This is a genomic window from Ralstonia insidiosa (assembly GCF_008801405.1).
Lineage (GTDB): Bacteria > Pseudomonadota > Gammaproteobacteria > Burkholderiales > Burkholderiaceae > Ralstonia > Ralstonia insidiosa.
Genome location: NZ_VZPV01000001.1, coordinates 2,785,500 through 2,810,763, shown reverse-complemented (window position 1 = coordinate 2,810,763; position 25,264 = coordinate 2,785,500). Strand labels below are relative to the sequence as shown.

At 62.6% G+C, this 25,264-nt stretch carries 27 protein-coding genes; 12 read left to right on the top strand and 15 right to left on the bottom strand.

Annotated features, from left to right (window positions below):
- Window positions 1-59 precede the first annotated feature (59 nt).
- A complete protein-coding gene (htpG, locus tag F7R11_RS13350) occupies window positions 60-1,982 on the top strand; it encodes a molecular chaperone HtpG (protein WP_064804124.1) in 1,923 nt (640 codons plus the stop codon).
- Window positions 1,983-2,002: 20 nt separating this feature from the next.
- Window positions 2,003-2,497 carry a DNA-deoxyinosine glycosylase gene (locus F7R11_RS13345; protein ID WP_031329525.1) on the top strand — a complete coding sequence of 165 codons (495 nt, stop codon included), beginning with the start codon at window positions 2,003-2,005 and terminating at the stop codon, window positions 2,495-2,497.
- Between the two features lie 13 nt (window positions 2,498-2,510).
- On the opposite strand, the gene F7R11_RS13340 is transcribed toward F7R11_RS13345, so the two are convergent.
- Complete coding sequence (locus tag F7R11_RS13340; protein WP_064804122.1) at window positions 2,511-4,004, bottom strand: aminotransferase class V-fold PLP-dependent enzyme; 1,494 nt, start codon at window positions 4,002-4,004, stop codon at window positions 2,511-2,513.
- Between the two features lie 145 nt (window positions 4,005-4,149).
- Here F7R11_RS13340 and F7R11_RS13335 point away from each other — a divergent pair, with 145 nt between their 5' ends.
- The gene (locus tag F7R11_RS13335; protein WP_064804120.1) at window positions 4,150-4,611 is read left to right on the top strand and encodes an Lrp/AsnC family transcriptional regulator; all 462 of its coding nucleotides are present in this window, start codon (window positions 4,150-4,152) and stop codon (window positions 4,609-4,611) included.
- 122 nt (window positions 4,612-4,733) lie between these two features.
- The gene (locus F7R11_RS13330; RefSeq protein ID WP_064804118.1) at window positions 4,734-5,177 is read left to right on the top strand and encodes a thioesterase family protein; all 444 of its coding nucleotides are present in this window, start codon (window positions 4,734-4,736) and stop codon (window positions 5,175-5,177) included.
- A gap of 27 nt (window positions 5,178-5,204) precedes the next feature.
- On the opposite strand, the gene F7R11_RS13325 is transcribed toward F7R11_RS13330, so the two are convergent.
- On the bottom strand, window positions 5,205-5,690 hold the full coding sequence (locus F7R11_RS13325; RefSeq protein WP_064804115.1) for a thioredoxin fold domain-containing protein: 486 nt from the start codon (window positions 5,688-5,690) through the stop codon (window positions 5,205-5,207).
- A gap of 215 nt (window positions 5,691-5,905) precedes the next feature.
- On the opposite strand from F7R11_RS13325, the gene F7R11_RS13320 reads away from it, so the two are divergent.
- Window positions 5,906-6,415, top strand: a complete 510-nt coding sequence (locus tag F7R11_RS13320; RefSeq protein ID WP_064804113.1) for a DUF1993 domain-containing protein — start codon at window positions 5,906-5,908, stop codon at window positions 6,413-6,415.
- A gap of 63 nt (window positions 6,416-6,478) precedes the next feature.
- Here the strand turns inward: F7R11_RS13320 and F7R11_RS13315 are convergent, their stop codons facing one another.
- The 3 genes from F7R11_RS13315 to F7R11_RS13305 form a co-directional block, all read right to left on the bottom strand.
- Window positions 6,479-8,455 (bottom strand): hypothetical protein, encoded by a 1,977-nt coding sequence (locus F7R11_RS13315; RefSeq protein ID WP_064804110.1) that lies wholly within the window; start codon window positions 8,453-8,455, stop codon window positions 6,479-6,481.
- Between the two features lie 309 nt (window positions 8,456-8,764).
- Window positions 8,765-9,847, bottom strand: a complete 1,083-nt coding sequence (locus tag F7R11_RS13310) for an SRPBCC domain-containing protein (RefSeq protein WP_064804108.1) — start codon at window positions 9,845-9,847, stop codon at window positions 8,765-8,767.
- Window positions 9,848-9,869: 22 nt separating this feature from the next.
- Window positions 9,870-10,247, bottom strand: a complete 378-nt coding sequence (locus tag F7R11_RS13305; RefSeq protein ID WP_064804106.1) for an ArsR/SmtB family transcription factor — start codon at window positions 10,245-10,247, stop codon at window positions 9,870-9,872.
- 174 nt (window positions 10,248-10,421) lie between these two features.
- On the opposite strand from F7R11_RS13305, the gene F7R11_RS13300 reads away from it, so the two are divergent.
- Together F7R11_RS13300 and F7R11_RS13295 are read left to right on the top strand one after the other, a co-directional pair.
- A complete protein-coding gene (locus F7R11_RS13300) occupies window positions 10,422-11,180 on the top strand; it encodes a tetratricopeptide repeat protein (RefSeq protein WP_064804104.1) in 759 nt (252 codons plus the stop codon).
- An 8-nt stretch (window positions 11,181-11,188) separates the two neighbouring features.
- Window positions 11,189-12,073, top strand: coding sequence for a class I SAM-dependent methyltransferase (locus tag F7R11_RS13295; protein ID WP_064804102.1), 885 nt, complete (start codon window positions 11,189-11,191; stop codon window positions 12,071-12,073).
- A 69-nt stretch (window positions 12,074-12,142) separates the two neighbouring features.
- Here the strand turns inward: F7R11_RS13295 and F7R11_RS13290 are convergent, their stop codons facing one another.
- The 5 genes from F7R11_RS13290 to F7R11_RS13270 all read right to left on the bottom strand — a co-directional run bounded on the left by F7R11_RS13290 (window position 12,143) and on the right by F7R11_RS13270 (window position 15,732).
- On the bottom strand, window positions 12,143-12,541 hold the full coding sequence (locus F7R11_RS13290; RefSeq protein ID WP_064804099.1) for a nuclear transport factor 2 family protein: 399 nt from the start codon (window positions 12,539-12,541) through the stop codon (window positions 12,143-12,145).
- 158 nt (window positions 12,542-12,699) lie between these two features.
- On the bottom strand, window positions 12,700-13,875 hold the full coding sequence (locus F7R11_RS13285; protein WP_048931741.1) for a vWA domain-containing protein: 1,176 nt from the start codon (window positions 13,873-13,875) through the stop codon (window positions 12,700-12,702).
- 33 nt (window positions 13,876-13,908) lie between these two features.
- Window positions 13,909-14,235 carry a DMT family transporter gene (locus tag F7R11_RS13280; protein WP_064804097.1) on the bottom strand — a complete coding sequence of 109 codons (327 nt, stop codon included), beginning with the start codon at window positions 14,233-14,235 and terminating at the stop codon, window positions 13,909-13,911.
- A complete protein-coding gene (locus tag F7R11_RS13275; protein WP_064804095.1) occupies window positions 14,232-14,837 on the bottom strand; it encodes a GNAT family N-acetyltransferase in 606 nt (201 codons plus the stop codon). The genes F7R11_RS13280 and F7R11_RS13275 overlap by 4 nt, the downstream gene beginning before the upstream one ends.
- 13 nt (window positions 14,838-14,850) lie before the next feature.
- Window positions 14,851-15,732, bottom strand: coding sequence for an AAA family ATPase (locus tag F7R11_RS13270; protein WP_064804093.1), 882 nt, complete (start codon window positions 15,730-15,732; stop codon window positions 14,851-14,853).
- A 299-nt stretch (window positions 15,733-16,031) separates the two neighbouring features.
- On the opposite strand from F7R11_RS13270, the gene F7R11_RS13265 reads away from it, so the two are divergent.
- Together F7R11_RS13265 and F7R11_RS13260 are read left to right on the top strand one after the other, a co-directional pair.
- Window positions 16,032-16,391 (top strand): c-type cytochrome, encoded by a 360-nt coding sequence (locus F7R11_RS13265; RefSeq protein ID WP_064804091.1) that lies wholly within the window; start codon window positions 16,032-16,034, stop codon window positions 16,389-16,391.
- Between the two features lie 11 nt (window positions 16,392-16,402).
- Window positions 16,403-16,789, top strand: coding sequence for a c-type cytochrome (locus tag F7R11_RS13260; protein WP_021195423.1), 387 nt, complete (start codon window positions 16,403-16,405; stop codon window positions 16,787-16,789).
- A gap of 69 nt (window positions 16,790-16,858) precedes the next feature.
- Here the strand turns inward: F7R11_RS13260 and F7R11_RS13255 are convergent, their stop codons facing one another.
- Complete coding sequence (locus tag F7R11_RS13255; RefSeq protein ID WP_064804089.1) at window positions 16,859-17,293, bottom strand: DUF1841 family protein; 435 nt, start codon at window positions 17,291-17,293, stop codon at window positions 16,859-16,861.
- A gap of 106 nt (window positions 17,294-17,399) precedes the next feature.
- On the opposite strand from F7R11_RS13255, the gene F7R11_RS13250 reads away from it, so the two are divergent.
- The gene (locus tag F7R11_RS13250) at window positions 17,400-18,335 is read left to right on the top strand and encodes a DMT family transporter (protein ID WP_064804086.1); all 936 of its coding nucleotides are present in this window, start codon (window positions 17,400-17,402) and stop codon (window positions 18,333-18,335) included.
- A gap of 83 nt (window positions 18,336-18,418) precedes the next feature.
- On the opposite strand, the gene F7R11_RS13245 is transcribed toward F7R11_RS13250, so the two are convergent.
- Complete coding sequence (locus tag F7R11_RS13245; protein WP_418324521.1) at window positions 18,419-20,224, bottom strand: S10 family peptidase; 1,806 nt, start codon at window positions 20,222-20,224, stop codon at window positions 18,419-18,421.
- Between the two features lie 609 nt (window positions 20,225-20,833).
- Between F7R11_RS13245 and F7R11_RS13240 the strand changes: the two genes are divergently transcribed.
- Window positions 20,834-21,421, top strand: a complete 588-nt coding sequence (locus F7R11_RS13240; RefSeq protein ID WP_021195419.1) for a malonic semialdehyde reductase — start codon at window positions 20,834-20,836, stop codon at window positions 21,419-21,421.
- Between the two features lie 61 nt (window positions 21,422-21,482).
- Here F7R11_RS13240 and nth read toward each other — a convergent pair whose 3' ends face one another.
- A complete protein-coding gene (gene nth / locus F7R11_RS13235) occupies window positions 21,483-22,127 on the bottom strand; it encodes an endonuclease III (protein ID WP_064804082.1) in 645 nt (214 codons plus the stop codon).
- A 16-nt stretch (window positions 22,128-22,143) separates the two neighbouring features.
- Window positions 22,144-22,947, bottom strand: coding sequence for an electron transport complex subunit RsxB (rsxB, locus tag F7R11_RS13230; RefSeq protein ID WP_104656620.1), 804 nt, complete (start codon window positions 22,945-22,947; stop codon window positions 22,144-22,146).
- A 167-nt stretch (window positions 22,948-23,114) separates the two neighbouring features.
- On the opposite strand from rsxB, the gene F7R11_RS13225 reads away from it, so the two are divergent.
- Window positions 23,115-23,813, top strand: coding sequence for a TetR/AcrR family transcriptional regulator (locus F7R11_RS13225; RefSeq protein ID WP_064804077.1), 699 nt, complete (start codon window positions 23,115-23,117; stop codon window positions 23,811-23,813).
- Between the two features lie 64 nt (window positions 23,814-23,877).
- Here F7R11_RS13225 and F7R11_RS13220 read toward each other — a convergent pair whose 3' ends face one another.
- On the bottom strand, window positions 23,878-25,149 hold the full coding sequence (locus F7R11_RS13220) for a polyhydroxyalkanoate depolymerase (protein ID WP_021195415.1): 1,272 nt from the start codon (window positions 25,147-25,149) through the stop codon (window positions 23,878-23,880).
- Between the last annotated feature and the right edge of the window lie 115 nt (window positions 25,150-25,264).

Sequence of the window (25,264 nt, the reverse complement as noted above, 5' to 3'; positions counted from 1 at the left end):
GCGCACGCGCAAGGTGTAGCCCGCTTCTCTTTCCACTTTCCAGACTTTTGATGCACACCATGAGCGCACCGCACGAGAAGATGGCTTTCCAGGCAGAAGTGAAACAGCTTCTGCACTTGATGATCCACTCGCTGTACAGCAACAAGGAAATCTTCCTGCGGGAGTTGGTTTCCAATGCGTCGGATGCGGTGGACAAGCTGCGCTTTGAAGGCATCGCCGATCCGTCGCTGCTCGAAGGCGGTGGCGAGCTGGGTATCCGCATCGGTTTCGATGCCGCCGCACGCACCATCACCATTGCCGACAACGGCATCGGCATGAGCCGCGACGAGGCCATCCACAACCTCGGCACCATCGCCCGCTCGGGCACGCGCGAGTTCTTCAGCCAGCTCTCTGGCGATCAGCAAAAAGATGCTGCGCTGATCGGCCAGTTTGGCGTGGGTTTCTACTCCGCTTTCATTGTGGCCGACCGCGTGACGGTGGAATCGCGCCGCGCCGGCGTGGCCGCCAATGAAGGCGTGCGCTGGGAAAGCACCGGCGATGGCGAATTCACCGTCGACACCATCGAGCGTGCCGAGCGCGGCACCACCATCACGCTGCACCTGCGCGAGGGCGAGGACGATTTCCTTTCCGCCTGGCGCATCAAGTCGGTCGTGCAGAAGTATTCGGACCACATCTCCCTGCCGATCCAGATGCGCAAGGAAGCGTGGGACGAAGAGAAGAAGGAGATGGTTGCCCAGGACGAATGGGAAACCATCAACCAGGGCAGCGCCCTGTGGGCCCGCCCGCGCGCCGACGTGACGGACGAGCAGTACATCGCGTTCTACCAGCACATCGCGCACGAAAACGGCAAGCCGCTCGCCTGGACGCACAACCGCGTGGAAGGCCGCAGCGAATACACGCAGTTGCTGTACCTCCCGACCAACGCCCCGTTCGACCTGTGGGATCGCGAGCGCCGCAGCGGCCTGAAGCTGTACGTCAAGCGCGTCTTCATCATGGACGACGCCGAGCAACTGCTGCCGGGCTACCTGCGCTTCGTGAAGGGCGTGATCGATTCGGCCGATCTGCCACTGAACGTGTCGCGTGAAATCCTGCAGGAAAGCCGCGATGTGAAGGCCATCCGCGAGGGCTCGACCAAGCGCGTGCTGGGCATGCTCGAATCGATGGCCGAGTCGGATGACGCCGCCGAGAAGGAGAAGTACGCCACCTTCTGGCAGCACTTCGGCCAGGTGCTCAAGGAAGGCATCGGCGAAGACCACGCCAACAAGGACCGCATCGCCAAGCTGCTGCGCTTCGCTTCCACGCACAACGAAGACAGTGCGCAGACCGTCTCGCTGGCCGACTACATCGGCCGCATGAAGGAAGGCCAGGACAAGATCTACTACGTGACCGCCGAGAACTGGACGGCCGCCAAGTCGAGCCCGCACCTGGAAATCTTCCGCAAGAAGGGCGTGGAAGTGCTGCTGCTGACCGACCGCGTCGACGAGTGGATGCTCTCGTTCCTGCACGACTTCGAAGAGAAGGAACTGGTGTCGGTGGCGCGCGGCGATCTCGACCTAGGCGCCATGGAAGACGAGGCCGAGAAGGCCGAGCACGCCAAGGTGGAAGGCGAGTTCAAGGCACTGGTCGAACGCGCCAAGGCCGTGCTGGGCGACAAGGCCAAGGACGTGCGCATCACGCATCGCCTGACCGATTCGCCGTCGTGCCTGGTCGCAGACGATGGCGATATCAGCGGCACGCTGGCGCGTCTGCTCAAGCAGGCTGGGCAGCAGGCTCCGGAAAGCAAGCCGGTGCTGGAACTGAACCCGACGCATCCGCTGGTGCGCAAGCTGGCGCTGCTGGAAACCATCACCGGCAACGACGCCGATCGCGCCGCGTTTGAAGATCGCCTGCACGTGCTGTTTGATCAGGCACTGCTGGCTGAAGGCGGTTCGTTGACCGACCCGGCGGCTTACGTGCAACGCGTGAACCGTCTGCTGGCCTGATCGGCGATCCGTCCACTGCAGTGACGCTCAAGCGATGCTTTCCGCCCGTGGTCGACGCGCATACCCGCGTGTTGATCCTGGGCAGCCTCCCCGGCGAGGCATCGCTTGCGCAAGCGCAGTACTACGCCTACAAGCACAACCAGTTCTGGCGTCTGGCCGGTGAGGTGATCGGCCAAGATTTGCCGGGCATGGACTACGACGCGCGCCTGCAAGCGCTGCGCGCGCATCGCCTTGGTTTGTGGGATGTCGTGGCCGAGGCCAAGCGAGAAGGCAGCCTCGATAGCAACATCCGCGACCACGCCGGCAACGACCTCGTCGGCCTCATCGCATCATTGCCGGAACTGGCGGTGATTGCCTTCAACGGCGGCACCGCCGCGCGCATCGGCCAGAAAGCGCTCGGTGCGTACGGCGGCAGCCACCACATCCTTACGCTCCCCTCCAGCAGCCCAGCGCATACCTTGTCCTACGCGGAAAAGCTGCGTGCGTGGCAGGCACTGCGGCCCTGGTTGGGTTAAGCCGCGTCTTCCTTCAAGCAGTTGCCTTGCGCTGTTCCACCAGGCGATTCGAGAGCATGCCAGCGCGGTTTCCGCTCCTGCAGTACGCGAGAATCGGCTTGGGCAGTGCATCAACCAACGCGCCAAACGCGTTGACTTCCGCATCACCGATGTGATTCGGCTCGACAGGCAGGTAACGTGTTTCCAGACCCAGTTCGCGCGCGGCTGCGGCGATCTCTTCAAAGTCGGGCTGGTCGATGTCTTCCCCATCGGGGCGGTTGCAGATCACGGAGCGGAACCCCGCATCGCGAATCGCTTTCAGATCCGTCGGCATGATCTGGCGCGAAGCGGCCAATCCATTCGACGCCGTGGCCCGGCATTGCTCGACGGCCCGTTGAAAACAGGCAATTGCAAAGTCGATGTCTTCCTCCGTCGTGAAACGACCGAGGCTGATGCGCACGGTGCGGCCCGCCGCGTCGGCATCCAGACCGATTGCCGTGAGCACGTGGGACGGTGTGCCGGCAGCGGAATTGCACGCAGAGGTCGAAGACACTGCGAGGTCATCACCCAGCATGAACGGGAAGAAGCCGGGCGCATTGACCGTCAAGCTCAGGGTGTGCGGGATGCGTCGTGCTACGTCACCGTTGTGGACCACATCGCCAAGGGCGAGCACTGACGTCTTCAGTCGCTGGCTGAGCGCCGAGATTCGGGCGGTTTCGCTCTCGATCTCTTCGGCCGCCAGTGCGCATGCAACCCCCATGCCGACGATCTGATGTGTCGCCAGCGTGCCCGAGCGCAGGCCGCGCTCATGCCCACCGCCATGCATCTGCGGCGCAATGCGGTCTGCAATATCGCGGCGGACATACAGCGCGCCGATGCCCTTTGGGCCATAGAACTTGTGTGCGGACATCGACAGCATGTCGATCCCGAGCGCGCGCACGTCAATCGGCGTCTTGCCCAGCGCCTGTGCTGCATCGACATGGAACAGCGCGCCCGCAGCGTGCACGATCTGCGCGATCGCACGGATGTCGGTCAGCGTGCCAAGCTCGTTGTTCACCAGCATGAGCGAGACGAGCCCCGTTTCCGGCGTCATCGCGGCGGCTACGGCGTCAGCGGTCATCTCGCCCTGCGCAGTTGGCGAGAGGTACGTCACCGAGACTGCCGATGGGCCGCGTGTCGACAGGTGCGCCATCGTGTCCAGAATGGCCTTGTGCTCGATGCGGCTGGTGATCAGGTGGCGCTTGTCGGTGGCGGTATCCGCGTAGCCCTTCAGGGCGAGGTTGTTGGATTCGGTGGCGCCGGATGTCCAGATGATTTCATCGGCATCTGCGTTAATGAGTGCGGCGACCTGTTCGCGTGCGTGCTCGACCTGGTTCTTCGCGCGTCGCCCGGTCGCGTGTGAGCTCGATGCGGGATTGCCAAATGCACCCTCGATGCCAAGGCAGGCAGTCATCGCGGCGATCACGCGGGGGTCGGCCGGCGTGGTGGCGGCGTAGTCGAGGTAATGCATCGTGTTGCTGTTGCTCATGTCGTTCTCTTGCTGCGGTAGTGGCGAGGAAATGATACGGCGAACGACCCGGAAAAATAATTCAAAATTCCTGCTGGATGCCTATCGATGGGGGAAAATATTTCCTAAAATTGCGGCTATGTAAAAGTATTTTCTCTACAAAAAAATGGATGCCATTGACCGCGAGTTGCTGAGGTTGTTGCAGACCGATGTGACCCTGCCCATAGCGGAGCTCGCGCAACGCGTGAATCTCTCGCAGACGCCGTGCTGGAAGCGGGTGCAACGTCTCAAGGAGACAGGCGTCATCCGGGCGCAGGTGGCGCTGTGCGACGCGCGCAAGCTGGGTGTCGGTACCACGGTGTTCGTTGCGGTGCGAACCGATCAACATACGGAGAAGTGGGCGCAGCGTTTCACGCAGGTGGTGAGTGCGATGCCGGAAGTGGTCGAGGTCTACCGGATGAGCGGCGAAGTCGACTATCTGTTGCGCGTCGCGGTGACGGGCATCGAGGATTACGATCGCGTCTACAAGCAGCTCATCAAGGCGGTGCCGCTGTCCGATGTGAGTTCATCGTTTGCGATGGAGCAGATCAAGTATTCGACCGCGTTACCCGTTCGCGATGGTGGATAAGGTGGTGCGGTCATCAACGCCGCAACGCCGCAATGCCGTAATCCGATCCGGTGCCTTCCGTATGATGGGCGTCTTGCCCGCCAGGCCGGTGCGGCGCCCAAACCATTTCTGTGACTCCCATCATGGCCCGTCTCAAACTCGACCTGCCTGTCGAACAGTTCTGCTATGCAACGCACCTGACTGTGCGCGTCACCGATATCAACTCGGCCAACCATCTTGCCAATGACTCGATGATCTCAATGATCTCTGAGGCGCGGGCGCGCTTTCTTTATGAGTTCGCCAGTGAGGACGTGGAGCAGAAAGGAAGCGGCATTATCGTGACCGACCTCGCCACCATGTACCGCAACGAGGCGCATGCGCGCGATCAACTGCTGTTTGAGGTGGGGGTGATGGACTTCAACAAGTACGGTGGCGACATCATCTTCCGCATCACGCGCCCGGCCGACGATACGCTGATCGCCATGGCCAAGTCGGGCTTCGTGTTCTTCGACTACGTGGACAAGAAGGTGGTGGCGATGCCGGAGGGGTTTGCAGGTCGGTTCCCGAAAGTGAATTGGGTGGAGTAAGGTTCCCGAGCGGGCCGGACAAGGCGACTAGCTGCCGGATTTTTTCGCCAGCGCCGTTTCCAGATCTCTGCGCATTTCGCGGGCGGTTGTTTTTCCGTTGCGGCCGGCGCCCAGCGTTGTGCCGTCGGGTGACAGGAACACCCACGAGGGCGTGGGGTACGCTGCAAAAATCTGGATGATGCCCGCTCGGGTTTGCTGCACACCATTCGGCAGATCAAACACCTCACTCTTTGGACCGCCCTTGGTGTCGAAATAGGCGAGCACGACCGATGACTGATATTGCGCGCGCAAGTCGTTGTCGCTCATTGCGCCTGCGTACAGCCGACTGCACCATGGACAGTCCTCAAAGCCGAACAACACAAAGATCGGCTTGTTGTCTCGTTTGGCAATTTTGATTGCCTCTCCCAAGGGCAAAAACCCCCATTCCTTCGGTGGTGCCGCGTTTGCCATGCTGGACATCAACACCAGCAGAAGTGCGAGCAGGAGTGTGCGCAGAGTCGATGTGTTTGGCATGGCAGCTTTCCGAAGACTGGGTCTCGTGTGCTCCCAATGTACTGGCGAGCGTTGCAGCACGCATCCCCAAAATTGGGGGCAAGCTGGGCCTGTTTGCACCTGGGTTTTTGGTTGGATGGGCTCGGGTGAGCCATTGCGTGCAGCGGTAGAATCGCGCCACAGTTGTTGTGGCTGGCGTTGCCGCAACGCTTCCTGAACTTACGGAGCACTTCCAGATGACAACTCCTTCCATGTACGAATTTCTGGTGCCGACGGCCAACCGCATGCTGGGCAATCTCTCGGCGTTGCTCGACAAGGCGGCTGCCCATGCAGAAGCGAAGAAGTTCGACCCTGCCAATCTCATGACGGCGCGCCTGGCGCCCGACATGCATCCGTTCACGCGTCAGGTGCAGATCGCCTGCGATCAGGCCAAGGGCGCGGCGGCGCGTTTGTCGGGCGCCGAGCCGCCGTCATATCCGGATGTCGAGGCCACCATTCCGGAACTGAAGGCGCGCATCGCCAAGACGCTGGAGTACGTCAACAGTGTCGACCCGGCGGCGTTTGCCGGCAGCGAAGACCGTACGGTCACGCTCAAGTCCCCGAGGGGCGAGCTGCAGTTCAGCGGTATCGACTACCTGCGCGGCTTCATGCTGCCGAATTTCTATTTCCACATCACCATGGCGTATGCGTTGCTGCGCCATAACGGCGTGGAGATCGGCAAGTTCGACTACATTGGGCGCCCTTGAGCGATAGGCTTCTCTGCAAAGACAACGCCGGCCGTCTGATCACAGGCGCCGGCGTTTTGCTTTTCAGGGTCGGGATCTTGATGCCGTGTCTCGACCGGCCCTGCGCTTTCGGGCGCGCCGCTGCGCCAGCAGCCAATGCGTTCGCGCGGGGTCGTTCGACCTGTGGTGCTTGATGCCGCCGGTGACCAGTCGACGCCAATCTCGGTCGTTCGGCGCGGGGTGGTGTGTGCTTCGCGGTGGACGTTTCCTGGCGGCCAGCATTTGCGCGCGCAGCGAGGCTGCCTCGATCTGCGCATAGCTTTCGCTGGCGGCGTCGGCCAGTGTGCATAGCAGGTCGACTTCCTCATCTTTCAGATCATCGCCTGCCCGATGTGGTCCGTAGAGCGCGACTGCGGAAAGATGGCCACTGACGAAAATGGGTACAGCCAGTGCTGGCGTTTGCGCAGCCGAAGCAAGGTCGCTCTCGAACGTGGCGCGGTCTTCAATGCGCAGCGCGGCCCGTGTGCGTTCAAGCTCGATGGCCAGCGGCCCGTTGGTGGCCAGTGCAGGTACGGTTGCGTTGGCGGTGCCGCCGAAGATCGGGGCACTACGAAAGCGTCGGTCGTCTTGGCGGTGCAGGACCTGCGCAGATACAAGGCTCAGGCTGCCGGCCATGTCGTGTGTCAGGAAATGGTCGATCGTTGCCGCGACTGTGGTTGCCTTGATCTGACCAACGAGCGCATGCACCTTTTTTTCTGCGTGATGCAAGCGGCGGAAGAACAGCAGGTCGCACCCGTGGTTCAACTGTTCGTGCAGAAACTCAAAGCCAAGCTGGAAGAAGATCATCGGCAGCGAGAACGAGAGCGCTCGCACGGAGAAGATGGCCTTGAGATCATCCTCGGCAAGCCAGTCGGCGCCAATCAGGAGTGCTTTTAATTCGTCCTCGAGCAAAAGTCCACACGCGCCGAGGGCTGCTCCGAGCAGGAGCCATGTCAATACAAGTGTTGCGCCACGGCTCAATGCAAACTTCACGTCGATCACCCGATGCCGGCGCACGGCGTGCCAGACGGCAATTGCCAGGCTGGCGCTCAGTACGTACAGGATCGCCAACACCCATTCGGGCGGATGAAAATCTTCCCCCAGGATGGTGGTTGCCTCGATCATGTCGGCCAGCAGGAAGGTAATCAGCCCCGGGCCGCCCAACCAGAACACCCAGCGCGTACGTTGACGGTCTTCCGGCGATTGGGCTCGCATGCGCAACGAGAAGATCATCAGGATTGAACATGCGAGCAACGCATCGGCCAGGTACGAGAGCCGTGCTGCGCGCTCCACGGGAAAACCGAAGCTCGCGCCCAGCCCCCACAGATGCACGATCGTGAGCAGCACGCAGACGACGGGCAGAGCGCGCTCGTACTTTTGCCAAGGGCCTTCTGCCGTGTCATGTGGAAAGCGCAGCGAAAACAGGATGAGCCCGACAATGCCAAGCGCGGCGATGATCGACTGAACGATTTCCTGCAGCACCAGGATTGCCGGAAAGCTCTGCAGATATGCAGTGGCAATGAAGTTGGGGCCGGGGTTGAACCACGCGCTATAGAAAAAGAACCCCCACGTCATCAACGTGGGGCGTTGCCAGGTCAGGATAAGCCCCACGGCAATGAAACCGAGGCCGAGCAACTCCTGCAGCGTCAGCATCAATTTCGCTTCGATTGAGGTCGTGGCGGGGCGAGAACGGATCAGGGTCGGTATCGAAGGCGTGTCTTCCGCGCGAGCGCAGCTTTCCGCGGGAATGATGCTGAGGTTCAGGATCTGGTCATGCCGCAGGTACTGCATACCGCCCATGCCGGCGAACACGGCCAGCCGCTCGGGCAGTGGGGTGCGCTGCAGGTCAATGCAGTCATTTCTATGCACCGGCAGATCGGCTACCTCTGGGTTGACCCAGTAGATCTTTCCATCGTTGTTGGCGTAAAAGCCGGGCGTTCCGTACTGGAAACTGTCTACGAGACGGAGCGCATCGGGGATGATCTGCGCCGATGCCCATAGCGCGAGCAGCAGCATCGCCATGCGTTCCCAGGCGCCTGCGGTGCGTCGCAGGGAGTGTGCGCCATGTCCGGTGGCAGAGGAGGTCGACTCGCCAGACCGGTCCGGCTCGGGAACCGCGCTCGTGTGCTGATGGGCGAGGTCTGGTCGTGGCATGGGGCGAGCCGTGATCTTTTTGAGATGACCGGTTCGCTTGATATTAGGGCACGCAGCGGGAAGCCCCCAAGGCTGCGAAACCTGCGTAGGCAAGCTTGGCAACGGCCGAGTGCATTGCCGAAGCCATGTCGGCACCGGTGTCACAGGCGGACGTCGGTGCCGGTGCGTATCAGGAGCTCACCCCAGTTCCGGCATCGTGGCGGCGTAACTGGGCCGTGCACGCATGGCGGCCTGCCCACGCTGGATGTTGGGGCGCGCATCCAGCAGCGCCTTGGTTTCGGGAAACATCTCCAGGTACATCGCGATCGGCGCGAAGAACAGGTCGGCCATCGATACTGTGTTGCCGACGAGGTAGTCGCGCTCGCCATAGGCCTGTTCCAGCGCGTCGAGCTGCGCGACGATTTCAGGCACGGCGGCGTCGATCACCTTGCGATCCGGCTGGCCGTCAGCGCCTTTGGGGAAGACGTACTGCAGCACGTAACGGCGCACCATCGCGTCATACGCATGGCAGTTGATCAGGCTGATCCACTGCTCGTTGCGGGCGCGGGCGGTGGGGCCGGTCTGCGGTATCAAGCTCGGGCCGTCGAAGGCTTCATTGATATAGCTGAGAATGGCCCGCGTTTCGTAGAACTCGATCGGCCCGTCGCTGAATGCCGGTACGCGGCCGAAGGGATTGTGCTCAAGCAGCTCGGGCGTATGCGGGGTGAGTGGGTCGAGCTTGTAGCGCAGGCCTTTTTCCTCAAGCGCCATGCGCACCGTGCGGCAGTAGGTGCTGCGTGGATTGCCGTAGACGGTGAGCGTGCCGGCGCTGCCTTCGGGGTCCAGGTAGTCGCTCAATCGGTTGAAGACGGATTGCCAGCCGCCATTGTGCGAATCGCGCGTGGGCTCGTCGGGGAAGCCGCTATGACGCATGTGCAGACGCGTACCGCCGTCCTGGTCGGTGAGGGTGACTTCAATGAGCGTGCGGGCGCTGGCCGGCAATTCGCCGGATTCCCAGCCCCAGGTGTAGGCGAGAAAGTTGGCGCGGTCGAGCAACTGGTATTCGCCATGTGCCACGTGCTGCTCGCCATCGCGGGCGCCCATGACGATGCGGTATTGGCCGCCGACGCGTGCATCGGCGCTGGCTTCGACCACGCCCATGCCCCGCGGGCAGTGCCAGACCGCCAGCGCAGCCTGATCGGTAAAGGCATCGAACACCCGCTCGCGCGGTGCGCGGATATGGCGGGTCATCTCCAGTTCGAATGTGGCGGCGCGGTCCATGGTGGTCTCCGGGTGTCTGTTGTCAGTCCTTGGTGGATGGGGTGTCCGCGTCTTGGTCTTGCGGCGCAGACGCGGCGTGGGTTTGCTCGACAAACGCGACCAGGCGATCCAGGTTGCCTTCCCAATGCAGGCGGTAGCGCTCCAGCCAGCCGTGCGCGTCGCGCAGGGCGTCGGGGCGCAGGTGGCAGATGCGCCAGCGCGCGTTGATTTCACGTTCGATCAGCCCGGCTTCGGCCAGCACGCGCAGGTGCTTGGAAATGGCCGGAGCGGACATGTCGAACGGGCGGGCGAGCTCACTCACCGGGGCTTCACCTTCCGCCAGGCGCGCAAGAATCGCGCGGCGCGTTGGGTCGGCCAGGGCGGCGAACACGGTGGAGAGGATGTCGTCTGATGTCGGCATGTCTTCATTTAACCAATTGGTTAAATGATTGTCAAGGTCGGTGACATCGGGCTTTGCCCGTACTCGACTCGCAAAGGCTAAGGAGAGGTCACGGCCGCGTGCCCGCGCATCTGTCACAATCGCGCCCGTGGCCGGCGCGGGGGTGCCGGCACATTTCTGTTACCGGGCCTCAACATGCCGTTTCTTGGAATCGGGTTTCACGTCATCGTCGCGCTGTTCTTTGCCGTGCACGTGGTGCGCAGCAACCAGAACATGTACTGGCTGTTCATCCTGTTCGCGTTTCCGCTGCTGGGCAGCGTGGTGTACTTCTTCGCCATCTACCTGCCGGGGATGCGCCACACGCGCGGTGCCCGTGTAGCGAGCCGCGCCGTGACCCAACTGATTGACCCGAACCGTGCTGTGCGCGAGGCACGCAACGATTTCGATCGTGCGCCGACCGTGCAGCACCGCCTGCGCCTGGGCGAAGCACTGCTGGAAGCGGGCGATGCGAAGGAAGCGCGCCAGCATTTCGAGCAGGCTGCCACCGGCCCGTTCGCGGGGGATTCGGCCGTGCTGCTGGGCTTGGCCCGCGCACAGTTCGCCACCGGCGATGCGGCGCTCGCCAAGAGCACCCTGGAGACGCTGTTCGAGGCGCATCGCGTGACGCGCCAGCAGCCTGATCCGACGCTGCTCTACGCCCGCGCGCTGGCTGCCATCAGCGCACCCAACACGCGCGAGGCATTCGAGCAAGCGCTGACCTACGCCAACGATGCCGCCGCCCGCTGCCTGTTCGGCGAATGGCTGCTCACCCAGAACAACGATGCCGACAAGCAACGCGCCCAAACGTTGTTTGACGACATCCTGCGCGACGCCAAGCACTGGACGCGCTACGCCAAAGACCACAACCGTGAATGGCTGCAGCGCGCTGCTGCCGCTCAGTCTTCTTCCCGTTGATCCGCTTTATGACGCTGTTGAAACGTAAATCCATCGAGGCCGTGGCCTCACGCCGTCCGGCCCGCGCCAAGCGCGAAGACCGCCTTGATCGTGTTGACCACGACGATGAACCGAAGCGCATGGCCCCGCGTTTTGCGCCGGTCACGTTCTCTGAACTGGCTGGCGTGCGCTACCTGCACTTCGGCACCGAGTGGGTGCAGGGCGCCATGCGCCTGTCAAAGCCCGATGCCATCGAACTGGAATACGCCCAGCAGATGATGGCGTGGATGCTGTTTCTCGATCCAAACGCGCGTCCGGATTTCCATGTCGTGCAACTCGGCCTGGGCGCTGCGGCGCTGACCAAGTTCTGCCATCGCCAGCTCGCACCCGTGCAGGTGACGGCGGTTGAACTGAATCCGTCGGTCATCGTCGCCGCGCGCAGCATGTTCGGCATGCCGTTCGACGACGCGCGCCTGAGCGTGCTGGAGCAGGACGCCTACGACTGGGTGATGGACGCCAGCCACCACAGCACCGTTGATGCGTTGCAGGTCGATCTGTACGACGCCACTGCACGCGGCCCGGTGCTCGACACGCCCGCGTTCTACAAGGCTTGCCGCCAGGTGCTGCGCTCGCCCGGCGTGATGACCATCAACCTGTTTGGCGATCACACGAGCTTCCCGCGCAACATCGAGCGCATCTGCGATGCGTTTGACAATCGCGTACTCGTCTTCCCCGAAGTGCACGACGGCAATGTGATTGCGTTGGCCTTCAACGGTCCGCCGCTGCAGGTGAGCTGGGAGGCGGTGCAAGAGCGTGCCGCTGCATTGCAGGCCTCACTCAAGCTGCCGACCAAGGGTTGGGCAGAGGGGCTGCGCAATGCCAATGCGGGTCAGGAAGACATGCTGACGATCTGAGCGACGTAGCGATACGCCAATGCAAAACGCCCCGGACTTCCGGGGCGTTTGCTTTTGCGCGGTGGGTGCTCAGGCTGCCTCGCCCATGCCGGGCATCTGGTCGATGAAGCCGGTCACCACGTGCATGCGGTCGCCAACGATCCGCACGAAGTCCGTGCCCTTGACCAGCGCCTGACCGTCCGGCCCGAGCGTCCAGCGGAAACGAATGGTGTCCTGCACCACGTCCACGCCGCCATCGCGCGCAAAGCGGAAACCCGGAAACTTGGCCTGCACACCGGCGATGAGCGCGTCGATGCCGTCGTGGCCCGCGCCCTGCATCAGCGGATCAACGTAGGTGGCGCCTTCGGTCCAGGTCTGGGCGACGAGGGTGCGGCGTTGCGCGGCGTCGGTTGCGTTCCAGGCGGCGATGTAGCGGTCGACCAGCGTGTCGGCGAGGGTTTCGTTGGCGGCGAGTTGCGTGGCGGTCATGGCGTTTCTCCGTACGAGGTTGAGGAGCTTGGCAGCGCGGGGTTTGTCTCCCGTGCTGCATGGCCTCATCTTCGGCGCCGGCGTGGATGGTGTCGATTACGCGGCAGGTAATCACGACATCCACGCCCGGAGAAACGAGAGGGAGAAAGGCGAGGGCGTTACTTGGACAACAACCGCATCGCCGATTCCAGCCCGGCGATGGTCACGGGATACATCCGCGTCTTCACGATCTGGTTGATGACCGAAATCGACTGGCGGTACTCCCACAGGCCCTCCGGCTCGGGGTTGAGCCAGACGAACTTCGGGAACTGTTCAATCAACCGCTTGAGCCACACTGCACCAGCCTCGGCATTGTTGTATTCCACCGAGCCGCCAGCTTGCAGGATCTCGTAGGGGCTCATGGTTGCGTCGCCCACGAAGATCAGCTTGTAGTCGGGCGGGTACTTGCGGATGACGTCCCACGTGGAGAAGCGCTCCGCATGGCGGCGCCGGTTGTTCTTCCACAGATGCTCGTACACGCAGTTGTGGAAGTAGTAGTACTCCAGGTGCTTGAACTCGGTCTTGGCGGCGGAGAAGAGTTCTTCCACGCGCTTGATGTGGTCGTCCATCGAGCCGCCCACGTCCATCAGCATCAGCACCTTGACGTTGTTGTGCCGCTCGGGGCGCATCTTGATGTCGAGCATGCCGGCGTTGGCAGCGGTCGAGTGGATGGTGTCGTCCAAGTCCAGCTCGATGTCAGCCCCGTCCCGCGCGAACTTGCGCAGGCGGCGCAGCGCCACCTTGATGTTGCGCGTGCCGAGTTCGACGGTGTCGTCGTAATCCTTATACGCACGCGCTTCCCACACCTTGACCGCCGTGCGGTTGCCCTTCGATGGTCCGCCGATGCGGATGCCTTCCGGGTTGTAGCCGCCGTGCCCGAACGGCGACGTGCCACCGGTGCCGATCCACTTGCTGCCGCCTTCGTGGCGCTCGTGCTGTTCGCCCAGCAGTTCCTTCAGGCGCTCCATGAGCTTGTCGAGGCCGCCCATGGCTTCGACCTTGGCTTTCTCTTCCGGCGAGAGCTCGCGCTCCAGCTTCTTGATGAGCCAGTCGAGGGGGATGTCCGCGCGCCAGTCGACCGCGCCTTCCACGCCTTTGAAATAGGCGCCGAAGGCCTGGTCAAACTTGTCGAAGTGCTTCTCGTCCTTTACCAGCGTCATGCGCGCCAGGAAGTAGAACTCGTCGAGCGAGGGCGCAATGACCTGCTGCTTGAGCCCCTCGAGCAGCGTCAGGTATTCCTTGACCGAGACCGGCAACTTGGCGTGCCGCAGGGTGAAGAAGAAATCGATGAGCATGTCAGTCTCCTGCTCGGTGGCTTAGTGGGCCAGTTAGTGAGACGCGCCGCTGACGTTCAGCAGAACCACGCCGCCCACCACCATGCCGATGCCCGAGAGCTTGGCCATCGACACCCCCTCCTTGAACAGCAGGATGCCGACGACGGCCGTCAGCACCGTGCCCACGCCCGACCACACCGCATACGTGATGCTCATGTCGATGCGCTTCATGACGATCGCCAGGCCCCAGAAGGCCAAGCCGTAGCAGATGGCCGTGCCGATGATCCACAGCGGCTTGGAAAACCCGTCTGACAGCTTCAGGCACAAGGTGCCGATCACCTCGGAGACGATGGTGCCGGCCAGCAGCAGCCACGGGTTCATCGCGGCTGCTCCAGCTTGTATTGCAGATGGCGTTTCACGGTCAGCCATTCCGATTCGATGATCGAGAACACCACCGTATCGCGGAAGCTGCCGTCCGGCATGCGCTGGTGATTGCGCAGCACGCCGTCCTGCTTGGCTCCCAGGCGGGCGATGGCGGCGCGGCTCTGGTGGTTCATCCAGTGCGTGCGGAACTCCACCGCAATGCAGCGCAGCGTTTCGAACGCGTGCGTCAGCAACAGCAGCTTGCATTCCGTGTTGATGGCGGTGCGCTGGACGGACTTGGCGTACCACGTATGGCCGATTTCCAGCCGACGGTTGGCTTCGTCCACGTTGAAGAGCCGCGTGGCACCAACCACCTTGCCTGGCTGCCCGTCGCGCATTTCGCGCACGACGAACGGCATGGCGCCCAGGCGTTCGCGCATGTCCAGCGCAATGGCCAGCCAGTCGCCAACGTTGTCAGGCGAGGGCACGGAGGTGTACCAGAGCCGCCACAGTTCACCGTCAGCGGCTGCGGCGCGGACTTCCTCTGCGTGCTCAGGGCCAAGCGGTTCCAGCCAGGCGTGCTGGCCGGACAGCGTGACGGGTTCGATCAGGCGCGGCATGGTGCAGCCCCGGTCAGCGGTTGGCGCGGTTCATGAAGACCAGGCGCTCGAACAGGTGCACGTCCTGCTCGTTCTTGAGCAGCGCGCCGTGCAGCGGCGGAATCGCGGCGTTCTTGTCCTGGCTGCGCAGCGATTCCGGCGGAATGTCTTCGGCCAGCAGCAGCTTGAGCCAGTCGATCAACTCGGAGGTCGAGGGCTTCTTCTTCAGCCCTGGCAGGTTGCGCATCTCGTAGAACGCATCCAGCGCGGCCTTGACCAGCGCCGGCTTGATGCCGGGGTAGTGCACGTCGACGATGGCCTGCATCGTCTCCGCATCTGGAAACTTGATGTAGTGGAAGAAGCAGCGGCGCAGGAAGGCGTCGGGCAGCTCCTTCTCGTTGTTCGACGTGATGATGACAAGCGGACGGTGCTTGGCGCGGATGGTCTCGCGCGTCTCGTACACGTAGAACTCCATGCGGTCCAGCTCGCGCAGCAGGTCGTTCGGGAATTCGATGTCGGCCTTGTCGATCTCGTCGATCAGCAGCACGACGGGCTCATCAGCCTCGAACGCCTGCCACAGCACGCCCTTGACGATGTAGTTGCGGATGTCGTGGACTTTGTCGTCGCCCAGTTGCGAATCACGCAGGCGCGAGACGGCGTCGTATTCGTACAGGCCCTGCTGGGCCTTGGTCGTGGACTTCACGTGCCACTGCAGCAGCGGCATGCCCAGGGCGGCGGCCACTTCCTCGGCCAGCATGGTTTTGCCCGTGCCCGGCTCGCCCTTGATCAGCAGCGGGCGCTGCAGCGTCATGGATGCATTGACGGCAAGCTTGAGGTCGTCGGTGGCGACGTACTGTTCGGAGCCTTCAAAACGCGCACGCGGGTTGGATGCGGCAGGCGAGGTGGTGGTGTTCATCGTGCAAGCCTACTGGGCGGTAAAAGAAATCGGAAACGGCCAGTATAAGAGACTTTGGGTGTTTGCTGCCCGGTGCCGCCAGGGCTGTTCTGTCGTGCCATTCCCCGCTGTCAAGTCACGGGACCCCTAACTGGACTGGAAAAAAATCTGTGCGCTACAATGCGCCGGTTTGACGCACCTCAAGACAACCGTCTTATGGCACCTTGCCAGCAGCCGGTGAAGGCGCCCAAAGAGACAGCCGGCTGACGGTCAAGCCAGGCAGGGCGAGCAGGATTCTGAACTCCACGCTTAAGAACGAGATGAAAAAGATCCTCACCATGGCGGCCGTGTTTGGCACATTAGGCGCGCTGGCCGCGTCAGCCTCCGCAGCGGACATCCAGGGCGATGCCGCCGCCGCCCAGAGCAAGGTCGCAATGTGCATCGGCTGCCATGCCATCCCCGACTACAAGACGTCGTTCCCCGAGGTGTACCGCGTGCCCTACCTGGGCGGCCAGAACGCCAAGTACATCGAAAGCGCGCTACACGCGTACCAGAAGGGTGACCGCAAGCACCCGACCATGCGCGCCATTGCCGGTTCGCTGACGGACCAGGACATCGCCAACCTGGCTGCGTACTACGCGCAGCAGACGGCCACCACGCCCAACAACCCCCGGAAGTGACGAGGAAGAACATGAAGAAGATCTCGCTTGGTTTGGGCGCGTTGATCCTGGGTGCTGCCGTGTCGGTACAGGCCGCCGATCTGGAAAAGGGCAAGCAACTGGTGGAGAAGGGCACGTGCGCGGCCTGCCACGGTGCTGGCCTGAACGCCCCGATTTCGCCGGACTACCCGAAGCTGGCTGGCCAGCACGGCGACTACATCTATCACGCACTGCTGGCCTATCAGACCAGCAATAATCCGCTGATGGGCCGCAGCAACGCCATCATGGCGGGCCAGGTCAACAGCAACCCGGCCACCATCGGTGCCGATGGCAAGCCGCGTCCGTTTACCGAGGCGGAGTTGAAGGACATTGCCGCCTACATCGAATCGCTGCCCGGCTCGCTGGTGCTCAAGAAGTAAGCCGGCTCCGGCAGGCAAAGAAAAACCGCTCCTCGGAGCGGTTTTTTATTGGGTGATTGACTCGGGCGTTTAGCGGGCGGTGGCGCGCTTGCGCACGCATTCAATATACACCTCGCCGTCGGGCGGCAGGCCGGTGCGCTGCGCGGTCCAGAGCATCTGGCCAAGGCATTCCATCACCTGATGTTGGGCTTCGTGCGGCGAGTCGAGCCGCTGGGCCAGCGCCTCGTATGCGGCGCGGATGCCGCGCGGCTGGTCCACCGACACCTGTTCGCTGATCGACAGATGCATCGACAGGTGCAGGAACGGGTTGCTCTGGCCGCTTTCGGGCGTGTAGTCACGGGCGAGGGCGTCTTCGCCGGCATCCAGGGTGTCGTGGTACTCGGGATGCAGTTGCATCCAGTCGACCGCCATGGCTTCGAGCGGCGTGAGGATTTCGGCCTGGCGATGCTTGCGCCAGGCGCCGCAAAAGAACTGGCGGACTTCGTCGCGGGAGGGATTGAACATGATTCCACCATTGTACCGGCCTGCCCTAGCGTGTGCCGGACCCTCCAAGCGACGCCAACGCTACAATGGCGACCCGCCCGCAGACGGCAACCCAACGCCGCGCGCCATGAGACAAAGTACTGATTCCACCCTCGCCGCACGCGCGGCCGACAAGCTGCTCGGCGTGCTGCTGATCGCCATTTCCGCCGCGTCGTTCGGGGCAATGGCCATCTTCACCCACTACGCCTACGCGAGCGGCGCCAACGTGGTGGGCTTGCTGATGGTGCGTTTCGTCATCGCAGCCGTGGCACTGATGGTGGTGATGCGCGTGCGGCGTATCGGGATTCCGCAGTGGTCGCGTGTGCTCGGCCTAGCTGCAATGGGGGGGATCGGCTATGCGGGGCAGTCGTTTACGTTTTTCTCGGCATTGAACTACGCGCCGGCCAGCCTGGTGGCGCTGCTGCTGTATCTGTATCCGATGTTCGTGACGGTGCTGGCAGCCGTGTTCCTGCGTGAGCGGCTGACCACGGCGGCGATTGTGGCACTGGTGCTGTGCTCGGTGGGGGCGGGGCTGACGGTGGGCGGCGCGGGGCTGTCGGGTGGCAGCGTGCTTGGCATTGCGCTGGGTGTGGCGTCTGCGGCGATTTACTCGATCTACATCACCGTGGGCGCGCGCGTGACGCATGGGGTGGACCCGCTGGCGTGCACCACGGTCATCTGTACGGCCGCGGGTGTCGTCTACACGGGTATGGCGTTAGCCGGTGCCCCGGCGCACTTGCCGGGTACGGTGGGTGGCTGGGCGGCCGCACTGGCGATTGCCGGGCTGTCGACGGTGGTGGCCATTCTCGCGTTCTTTGCCGGCCTGCAGAAGCTGGGTGCGGCGCAGGCGTCGATGCTCTCCACGCTGGAGCCGGTGGTGACAGTGCTGCTGGCGGCAATGCTGCTGGGTGAGTCGATTGCCCCCATGCAGATGGTCGGCGGGGCGCTGATCCTGGCCGGCGTGCTATGGCTCACGCGTGCTGATGCGAAGCCGACGGGTCACCGTGCGGAAGACATGGCCTAAGGTTTGATCGGCTGCTCAAAATGAAAGCCGCCCGGCCTGGTATGACCCAGGGCCGGGCGGTTTTTCTTTGTACCTTCAGGCGATTACTTCTTCACGCCTTCCGGCAAGCGTTGCAGGCCCTGCACCCGCATCAGCGCCGGACGATTCGCCAACACGCCATCGTAGAACGAGGCCAGGTCACCCTTGAGCGCCGTGCGCGACGCATCGTTCAGATAGATCATGTGGCCCGACGGGTAGTTCTTGATCGTCAGGTTCTTGGCCTTGATGGTCGGATCAAGCGGCATCTGCGCCAGCGTCAACTCGGTCTGGTGGAACGGCGTGACCGCATCGAAGTAGCCGCTGGCTTGCAGCACCTTCAGATCCGGGTTCAGGCTCATCGTCGAGGCCAGGTCGCCGGCGGTGTACAGCGTGTTGCCGCCGCCCTTGTTGGCGCCTGTCGGGTCGATGTGGCTGAAGTCCCAGTTGTTGAACACGGCGTCGTTCAGGTCCACGAACGACGAGGTCGACGTGTACTTGAGCTGGGTGTTCAGGTAACTGTTCCACAGCACCGTATAGGCGCCGCCGATGTTGGAGATCGACGGATCGTTGCTGCCCGAATTCGGCAGAATGAACGGTGCGATGCCCTGGCCCGTGTAGTTCGCGCGGCCGTCGTACTGACCGATCTGGATGCCCGGATTGAGCGTCAGGAAGAACGTGTACGGCGGGTTGTTGTTCTGCGACGGCACGTTGCCCAGCGCAGCCGGGTTGCCGAACGTCTGGATCAGCGAGATTGGATCGGTGCCGATGTACGAACCCATCGTCTGCGCGGCCTGCAGGTTCAAGTTCAGACGCACGTTGACGAGGCCACCGTCTTGCGGGTTGGGCGCTTGCGCGAGCGGCGTGAGCGTGTTGTCCGCATAGTTGCGTGCCTGGACCATGTAGCTGTCGAGATCGGCGGGCGGCGGGTTTACCGTCGTCTTCTTCCAGTACCACGCGTCCGCAGCCAGCGTCGGGAAGATACCGACGGCCGAGAGCGCGTTCGAGTAGTCGAGAATGGACGATTGCAGCGTGATGCCGTTCAGCTCGATGCCGTCTTCATGCAGCACCCACGACACCACCGCACTGCGCGCCGTGCCATACGACTCGCCGAACAGGAACTTGGGTGAGTTCCAGCGGGAGTACTTGGTCAGGTAGCGCTGGATGAATCGGTCGATCGAGTGGGCGTCCTGATCCACACCCCAGAAGTTCTTGTTAACGGCAGGGGAGATGGCGGCCGAATAGCCGGTGCCCACCGGGTTGATGAACACGAGGTCGGAGCGGTCGAGCAGGCTGTCCGGGTTGTCGGGCAGCTTGTACGGCGCCGGCGGCGTGAAATTCGGGAACGACGACTGCAGGCGCTTCGGCCCGAACGAGCCCAGCAGCAGGAAGACCGACGACGAGCCGGGGCCGCCGTTATAGAAGAACGTCACTGGGCGCGGCTTGGACGGGTCCGGATTGTCCTGCGTGTACGCCACGTAGAACATCGACGCATTGGCCTTCGACGTGACGGGGTCGATGGTCGTCAGGTGGCCGGCGGTGGCCGTGTAGGCGATGCTCTTGCCACCAATGCTCACCGTGTGGTGTGTGATGGCGGCGTTTTCGCCTGGGTCGGCGGCGAGGGCGTCATTGGGGCCGGTGCCGTAGACGTTGGGGTCAACGTAGGGCTGATCAGGTGGCGTGGCTGCTGTCACCGGTTGCGTGACCGTCTTGCCGGCATCCACAGCGGTGCCGCTGGGGTTGGCGGTGGCAGAGGAGTCTCCGCCGCCGCAACCCGCCAGCAGCGAGGCAGCGAGCGCTGCCGCGGCAAGCGATGCGCCCACGGCTTTGGGCAAACCTGCAAAATCACTGGTCGATAACCTGGATTTTTTCATGGCGATAAAGGCCTTTTTCAGGATGACGAACGCCATCACTTAAAACGGATGGTTTTAAGTTGGCTCCATATCTGATTTGCGTTTTGTAATCTCTATCCCGCGCAAACCGGATATTCTGATTTCCCGCTTCTTACGGGGAATTTAATTCAATCTATTTTTATTCGGCAAAATAATCCCCTTGAAAACCGGTTGGGTTTCAAAAAATAGGAGCAGCGCCGGAGTCAAGGTGGCAGGGTGTTTGCGCAAAGCCAGTGATGGCAATGCGAAAACGTTAGCGCGAATGCATCCGCGCACTTTGGTTAAATCAAAGTGCGAATCCGGTTCGCTCAGCCTGCTGGTGATTCAATGACGAACGAAAAAGTAGTTCGTAAGGAAACCGTTGTAAAGGCCTGTTTTATGGAGTGTGCAATCTACTGGTAAAAATGACATGCGCTTTGAATGGCGCGTCGCAAGAAAAGTGATTAAATACAATGCAGGCATGTCGTTTCTGCATGCTGGTGCGTGTTGACCGTCAAGGGGTTGATGCATTCCTGCGCTGAGACCCGGCCGGCGCAACGTGGCGGGCCGCATTACAATGCGCTCCTTGACTCTTTTCAGGAGCACACTGCAATGCCCATGCTTGAACCGTCCGTGCTGGACCAACTGTTCCACGAAGCCCGCACCCACAACGTGTGGCTGGACAAGCCGGTCGACGATGAACTGCTGAACACGCTGTACGAGACCGTCAAGTACGGCCCGACCGCCGCCAACAGCACGCCGGCCCGCTTCGTGTTCGTGAAGAGCGCGGCTGCCAAGGAGCGCTTGCTTCCGTGCATGTCGGCCGGCAACCAGGAAAAGACCCGCCAGGCACCCGTGGCCGTGATCGTCGCGTACGACACGCAATTCCACGAGCAACTGCCCAAGCTGTTCCCGCATATCGATGCGCGTTCGTGGTACGTGGGTGATCAGGCCAAGATCAACGCAGCCGCGTTGATGAACAGCTCGCTGCAGGGCGGCTACCTGGTGATCGCCGCGCGCGCGCTGGGTCTGGATTGCGGCCCGATGGCTGGCTTTGATGCCAACAAGGTCAACGAGACCTTCTTCCCCGATGGCCAGTGGAAGGTCAACTTCATCATGAACATCGGCTACGGCGACGTGGAGAAGCTGCACCCGCGCAACCCGCGCCTGTCGTTTGAAGAGGCCTGCAAGATCATCTGATCGACAGCCGATCGCGCAAAGAGAAACGGGGACTCGCATTCGAAACTGCGGTCCCCGTTTTTTATTCCTTCGGCGCCGGCGTCTTCGGCCTGAACTCGCACAGTGGCTCGATCGCGCAGTGCCAGCACTCGGGCTTGCGCGCCTTGCACACGTAGCGCCCATGCAGGATCAGCCAGTGGTGGGCATCCTGGCGAAACTCCTCCGGCACCACTTTCAGCAGCTTCAGTTCCACTTCCAGCACGTTCTTGCCCGGCGCCAGCCCGGTGCGGTTGGCTACGCGGAAGATGTGCGTGTCCACCGCAATCGTCGGCTCGCCGAAGGCCGTGTTCATCACCACATTGGCGGTCTTGCGGCCCACGCCCGGCAGGCTTTCCAGGGCGGCGCGATCACGCGGCACCTGGCCGCCGTACTGGTCGAGCAGGATGCGGCACGTCTGGAGGATGTGCTTGCCCTTGGTGCGGTACAGCCCGATGGTCTTGATGTATTCGGTCAGTCCTTCCTCGCCCAGCGCCAGCATCTTGGCCGGCGTATCCGCCACTGGAAACAGCTTGCGCGTGGCCTTGTTCACGCCCACGTCAGTGGCCTGCGCAGAGAGCAGGACAGCAATCAGCAGCTCAAACGGCGAGGTGTATTCCAGCTCGGTCGTCGGTGTGGGGTTGTTCTCGCGCAGGGTCTCGAAGATGGCGTGGCGCTTGGCGGGATTCATCGTCGGGGCAGGGCGTTTAAGGTTGGTCTGCGTCGGGGTTGGCGCCGTGCTCGATCTGGTCGGCGATGCGCTTGCGGCGGGCTTCGGCTTCGTCAATCTGGGCTTGCACGTCTGCCGACACATCGGTGACGTTGCGCGGACCTTGTCCGCGCGCAGCCATCTCGGCCTGCTTTTGGCGGGCGCGCTCGATGGCGGCCTGGATGATCGCCTTCTTGCGCGCCTGGGCGGCACGCTCGGCATCATCGGCGGGTTGTTCTGCGCTGACGGCGGCTAGCTTGGCGGCGGCCTTGGCGGCCAGGCGTGCTTCGTTCTCGGTTTGCTCTCGCTTGAGGCGCGCGTTGCGGAATTCGTAGCGATCGCGGGCGACGTCGGCCTGTGCCTGGCTCCAGGCGCCCCAGCCCGTGCGTTCACCGGTGATGGGGATCATGTCGATGCAATCGACCGGGCAGGGCGGAATGCACAAGTCACAGCCAGTGCACCAGTCTTCCAGCACCGTATGCATGGCCTTGGGTGCGCCGACGATCGCATCGACCGGGCATGCCTGAATGCACAACGTGCAGCCGATACAGCGTTCCGGGTCGATGACGGCGACTGCGCGTGGCTGCTCGATGCCGTTGGCTGGGTCCAGCGGCAGCAGATCGCCCGTGCGGCCGAGCGCGTCGGACAAGCGGCGGATGCCCTCTGCACCGCCCGGCGGGCAACGGTTGGGCAGCGCCTCGCCGTTCGCCATGGCTTCAGCGTACGGGCGGCAACCGTTGTAGCCGCACTTGGTGCATTGCGTTTGCGGCAGGAGGTGTTCGAGCCGGTCGGCCAAGGACATGGCCAATACGGGGACCAAGGAAACCACGATGGGACTTATCGTTTGAATAGCCTGCCATTATCGCTGATTTGGCGGCCGCGCAAGGCGTGCATGCCCTGACATTGACCGCGGCGGCCATGTCTTAACCGTATGACATAATCCTTGGGTTCTAAACGGACCGACGTGCCATGCCGTCTTACCCAGCCGCGCCGCTCGCCGACATTGATCCGGTCGATTCCTCGGGCGATCCCGCCACACCCCGTGCACGTCGCGACCCCGCCGGTACGCGTCGTCGCATCCTTGCTGCGGCCCTTGAAGAGTTCTCACGCGGTGGCTTTGCCGGCGCCCGTGTGGACGCCATCGCCCGCCGCGCCGAGACCAACGAGCGCATGCTGTACTACTACTACGGCAGCAAGGAAAAACTCTTCCTGACCGTGCTCGAGCACATGTACTTCCGCTTCAAGCAGGCCGAAGAGCAGGTGCAGATCGAGTCGTCCGACCCGCGTGAGGCGGTCATCCAGCTGGCGCGTTTCGTCTGGGATTTCTACTACGAGAACCCCGAGTTCATCCGCCTGCTCAACAGCGAGAACCTGCACGAGGCACGGCACCTGAAGACGTCACCGCATCTGGGGGAGCTGGTCAACCCGGTCATTGATGTGCTGCGTGGCGTGGTCGAACGTGGTCAGCGCAGCGGCATCTTCAACAAGGATGTGGATGTCTCGCGGCTGTATCTCACGATCTCTGCGCTGGGCTACTACGTGCTGTCCAACCGCTACACGATCAGCGCGGTGATCGGCCGAGACATTGCCTCGGCTGACGAGCACGAAGCCTTCGCGCAGTTGCACATCAAGATGCTGCTGGCTTATCTGGAGCGGCCTGAGGGCTGAGCAATGTGCCGGTTCAAAACGAAAAAGCCTCGCAACTGCGAGGCTTTTTTCTGGCAGGCCAGGCTTAGGCGACGGCCTTGATGCGCGGTGCGCCCTGATCGTACTGGCGGATGAAATCGCGCAGTTGCGGATACACCTGCTCGCGCCAGCGGCGGCCCGAGAAAATGCCGTAGTGGCCGCACTTCGGTGCCGTCAAATGTTGCTTGCGTGCCTTCGGAATGCCGGTGCACAGGCCATGGGCCGCCTCGGTCTGGCCGCTGCCGGAGATATCGTCCAACTCGCCTTCGATGGTGAACAGTGCAGTGCCCTTGATGTCCTGCGGGCGCACCGGCTTGCCTTCGATCACCCAGGTGCCGTTAGCCAGGTGGAACTCCTGGAACACGTCACGGATGGTTTCTAGATAGTAATCGGCGGCCATGTCGAGCACGGCGTTGTACTCGTCGTAGAAGCGCACGTGGGCTTCGGCGTCTTCCGTGTCGCCTTCGATCAGGTTCAGGTAGTAATCGTAGTGCGACGACAGGTGGCGATCCGGATTCATGGCCACGAAGCCGGCATGCTGCAGGAAGCCCGGATAGACCTTGCGGCCATGGCCGGGGTAGTTGGCCGGCACGGTGTAGATCACGTTGGTCTCGAACCAGCTGTGCGATTTGTTGGTCGCCAGCGAGTTGACGGCCGTCGGGCTCTTACGCGCGTCGATCGGGCCGCCCATCATGGTCATGGTGCGCGGCGTCTTTTCGCCGTCCGAGGCCATCAGCGAGATGGCGGCCAGCACCGGCACGGTCGGCTGGCACACCGAAATCACGTGCAGCTTGTCAGCACCAATGTGGTTGATGAACTCGCGGATGTAGTTGATGTAGTCCGACAGGTGGAACGCACCGTGCTCGGCCGGCACCATGCGGGCGTCGATCCAGTCCGTCACGTACACCTTGTGATCCTGCAGCAGCGTGCGCACGGTATCGCGCAGCAGTGTGGAGTGGTGGCCCGACAGCGGCGCACACACCAGCACCACCGGCTCATCCTTGAGCAGCTTGATGGTCTCGGCGTCGTCCGCGTAGCGCTTGAAGCGGATCAGGCGGCAGAACGGCTTCTCGATGATCGTCTGTTCGACGATCGGGATGTCGCGCCCGTTGGACTTGACCGAGCGGATGCCGAATTCCGGCTTCTCGTATTCCTTGCCCAGGCGATAAAGCAGCTCGTAGCCAGCGGCATAGCGCTGGGCACCGGGCACCATGGACAGCGGGCTGAGCGGGTTGGTGAAAGTCTTGGCGGTGGCTTGAGCCCAGGCCGTCATCGGGCTGAGCAGGGCGCGTTGGAATTCGTGGAGCTGGTAAAGCATGGCTGGACCGATCTGTGGTGGCGAGGGCGACGCAAACGATTATGCACCTAGGCGCATATTACTGCGATGCAGCAGAAACCCTGATAACAGAGTGTTGCGCGGCTTGTATGATGCG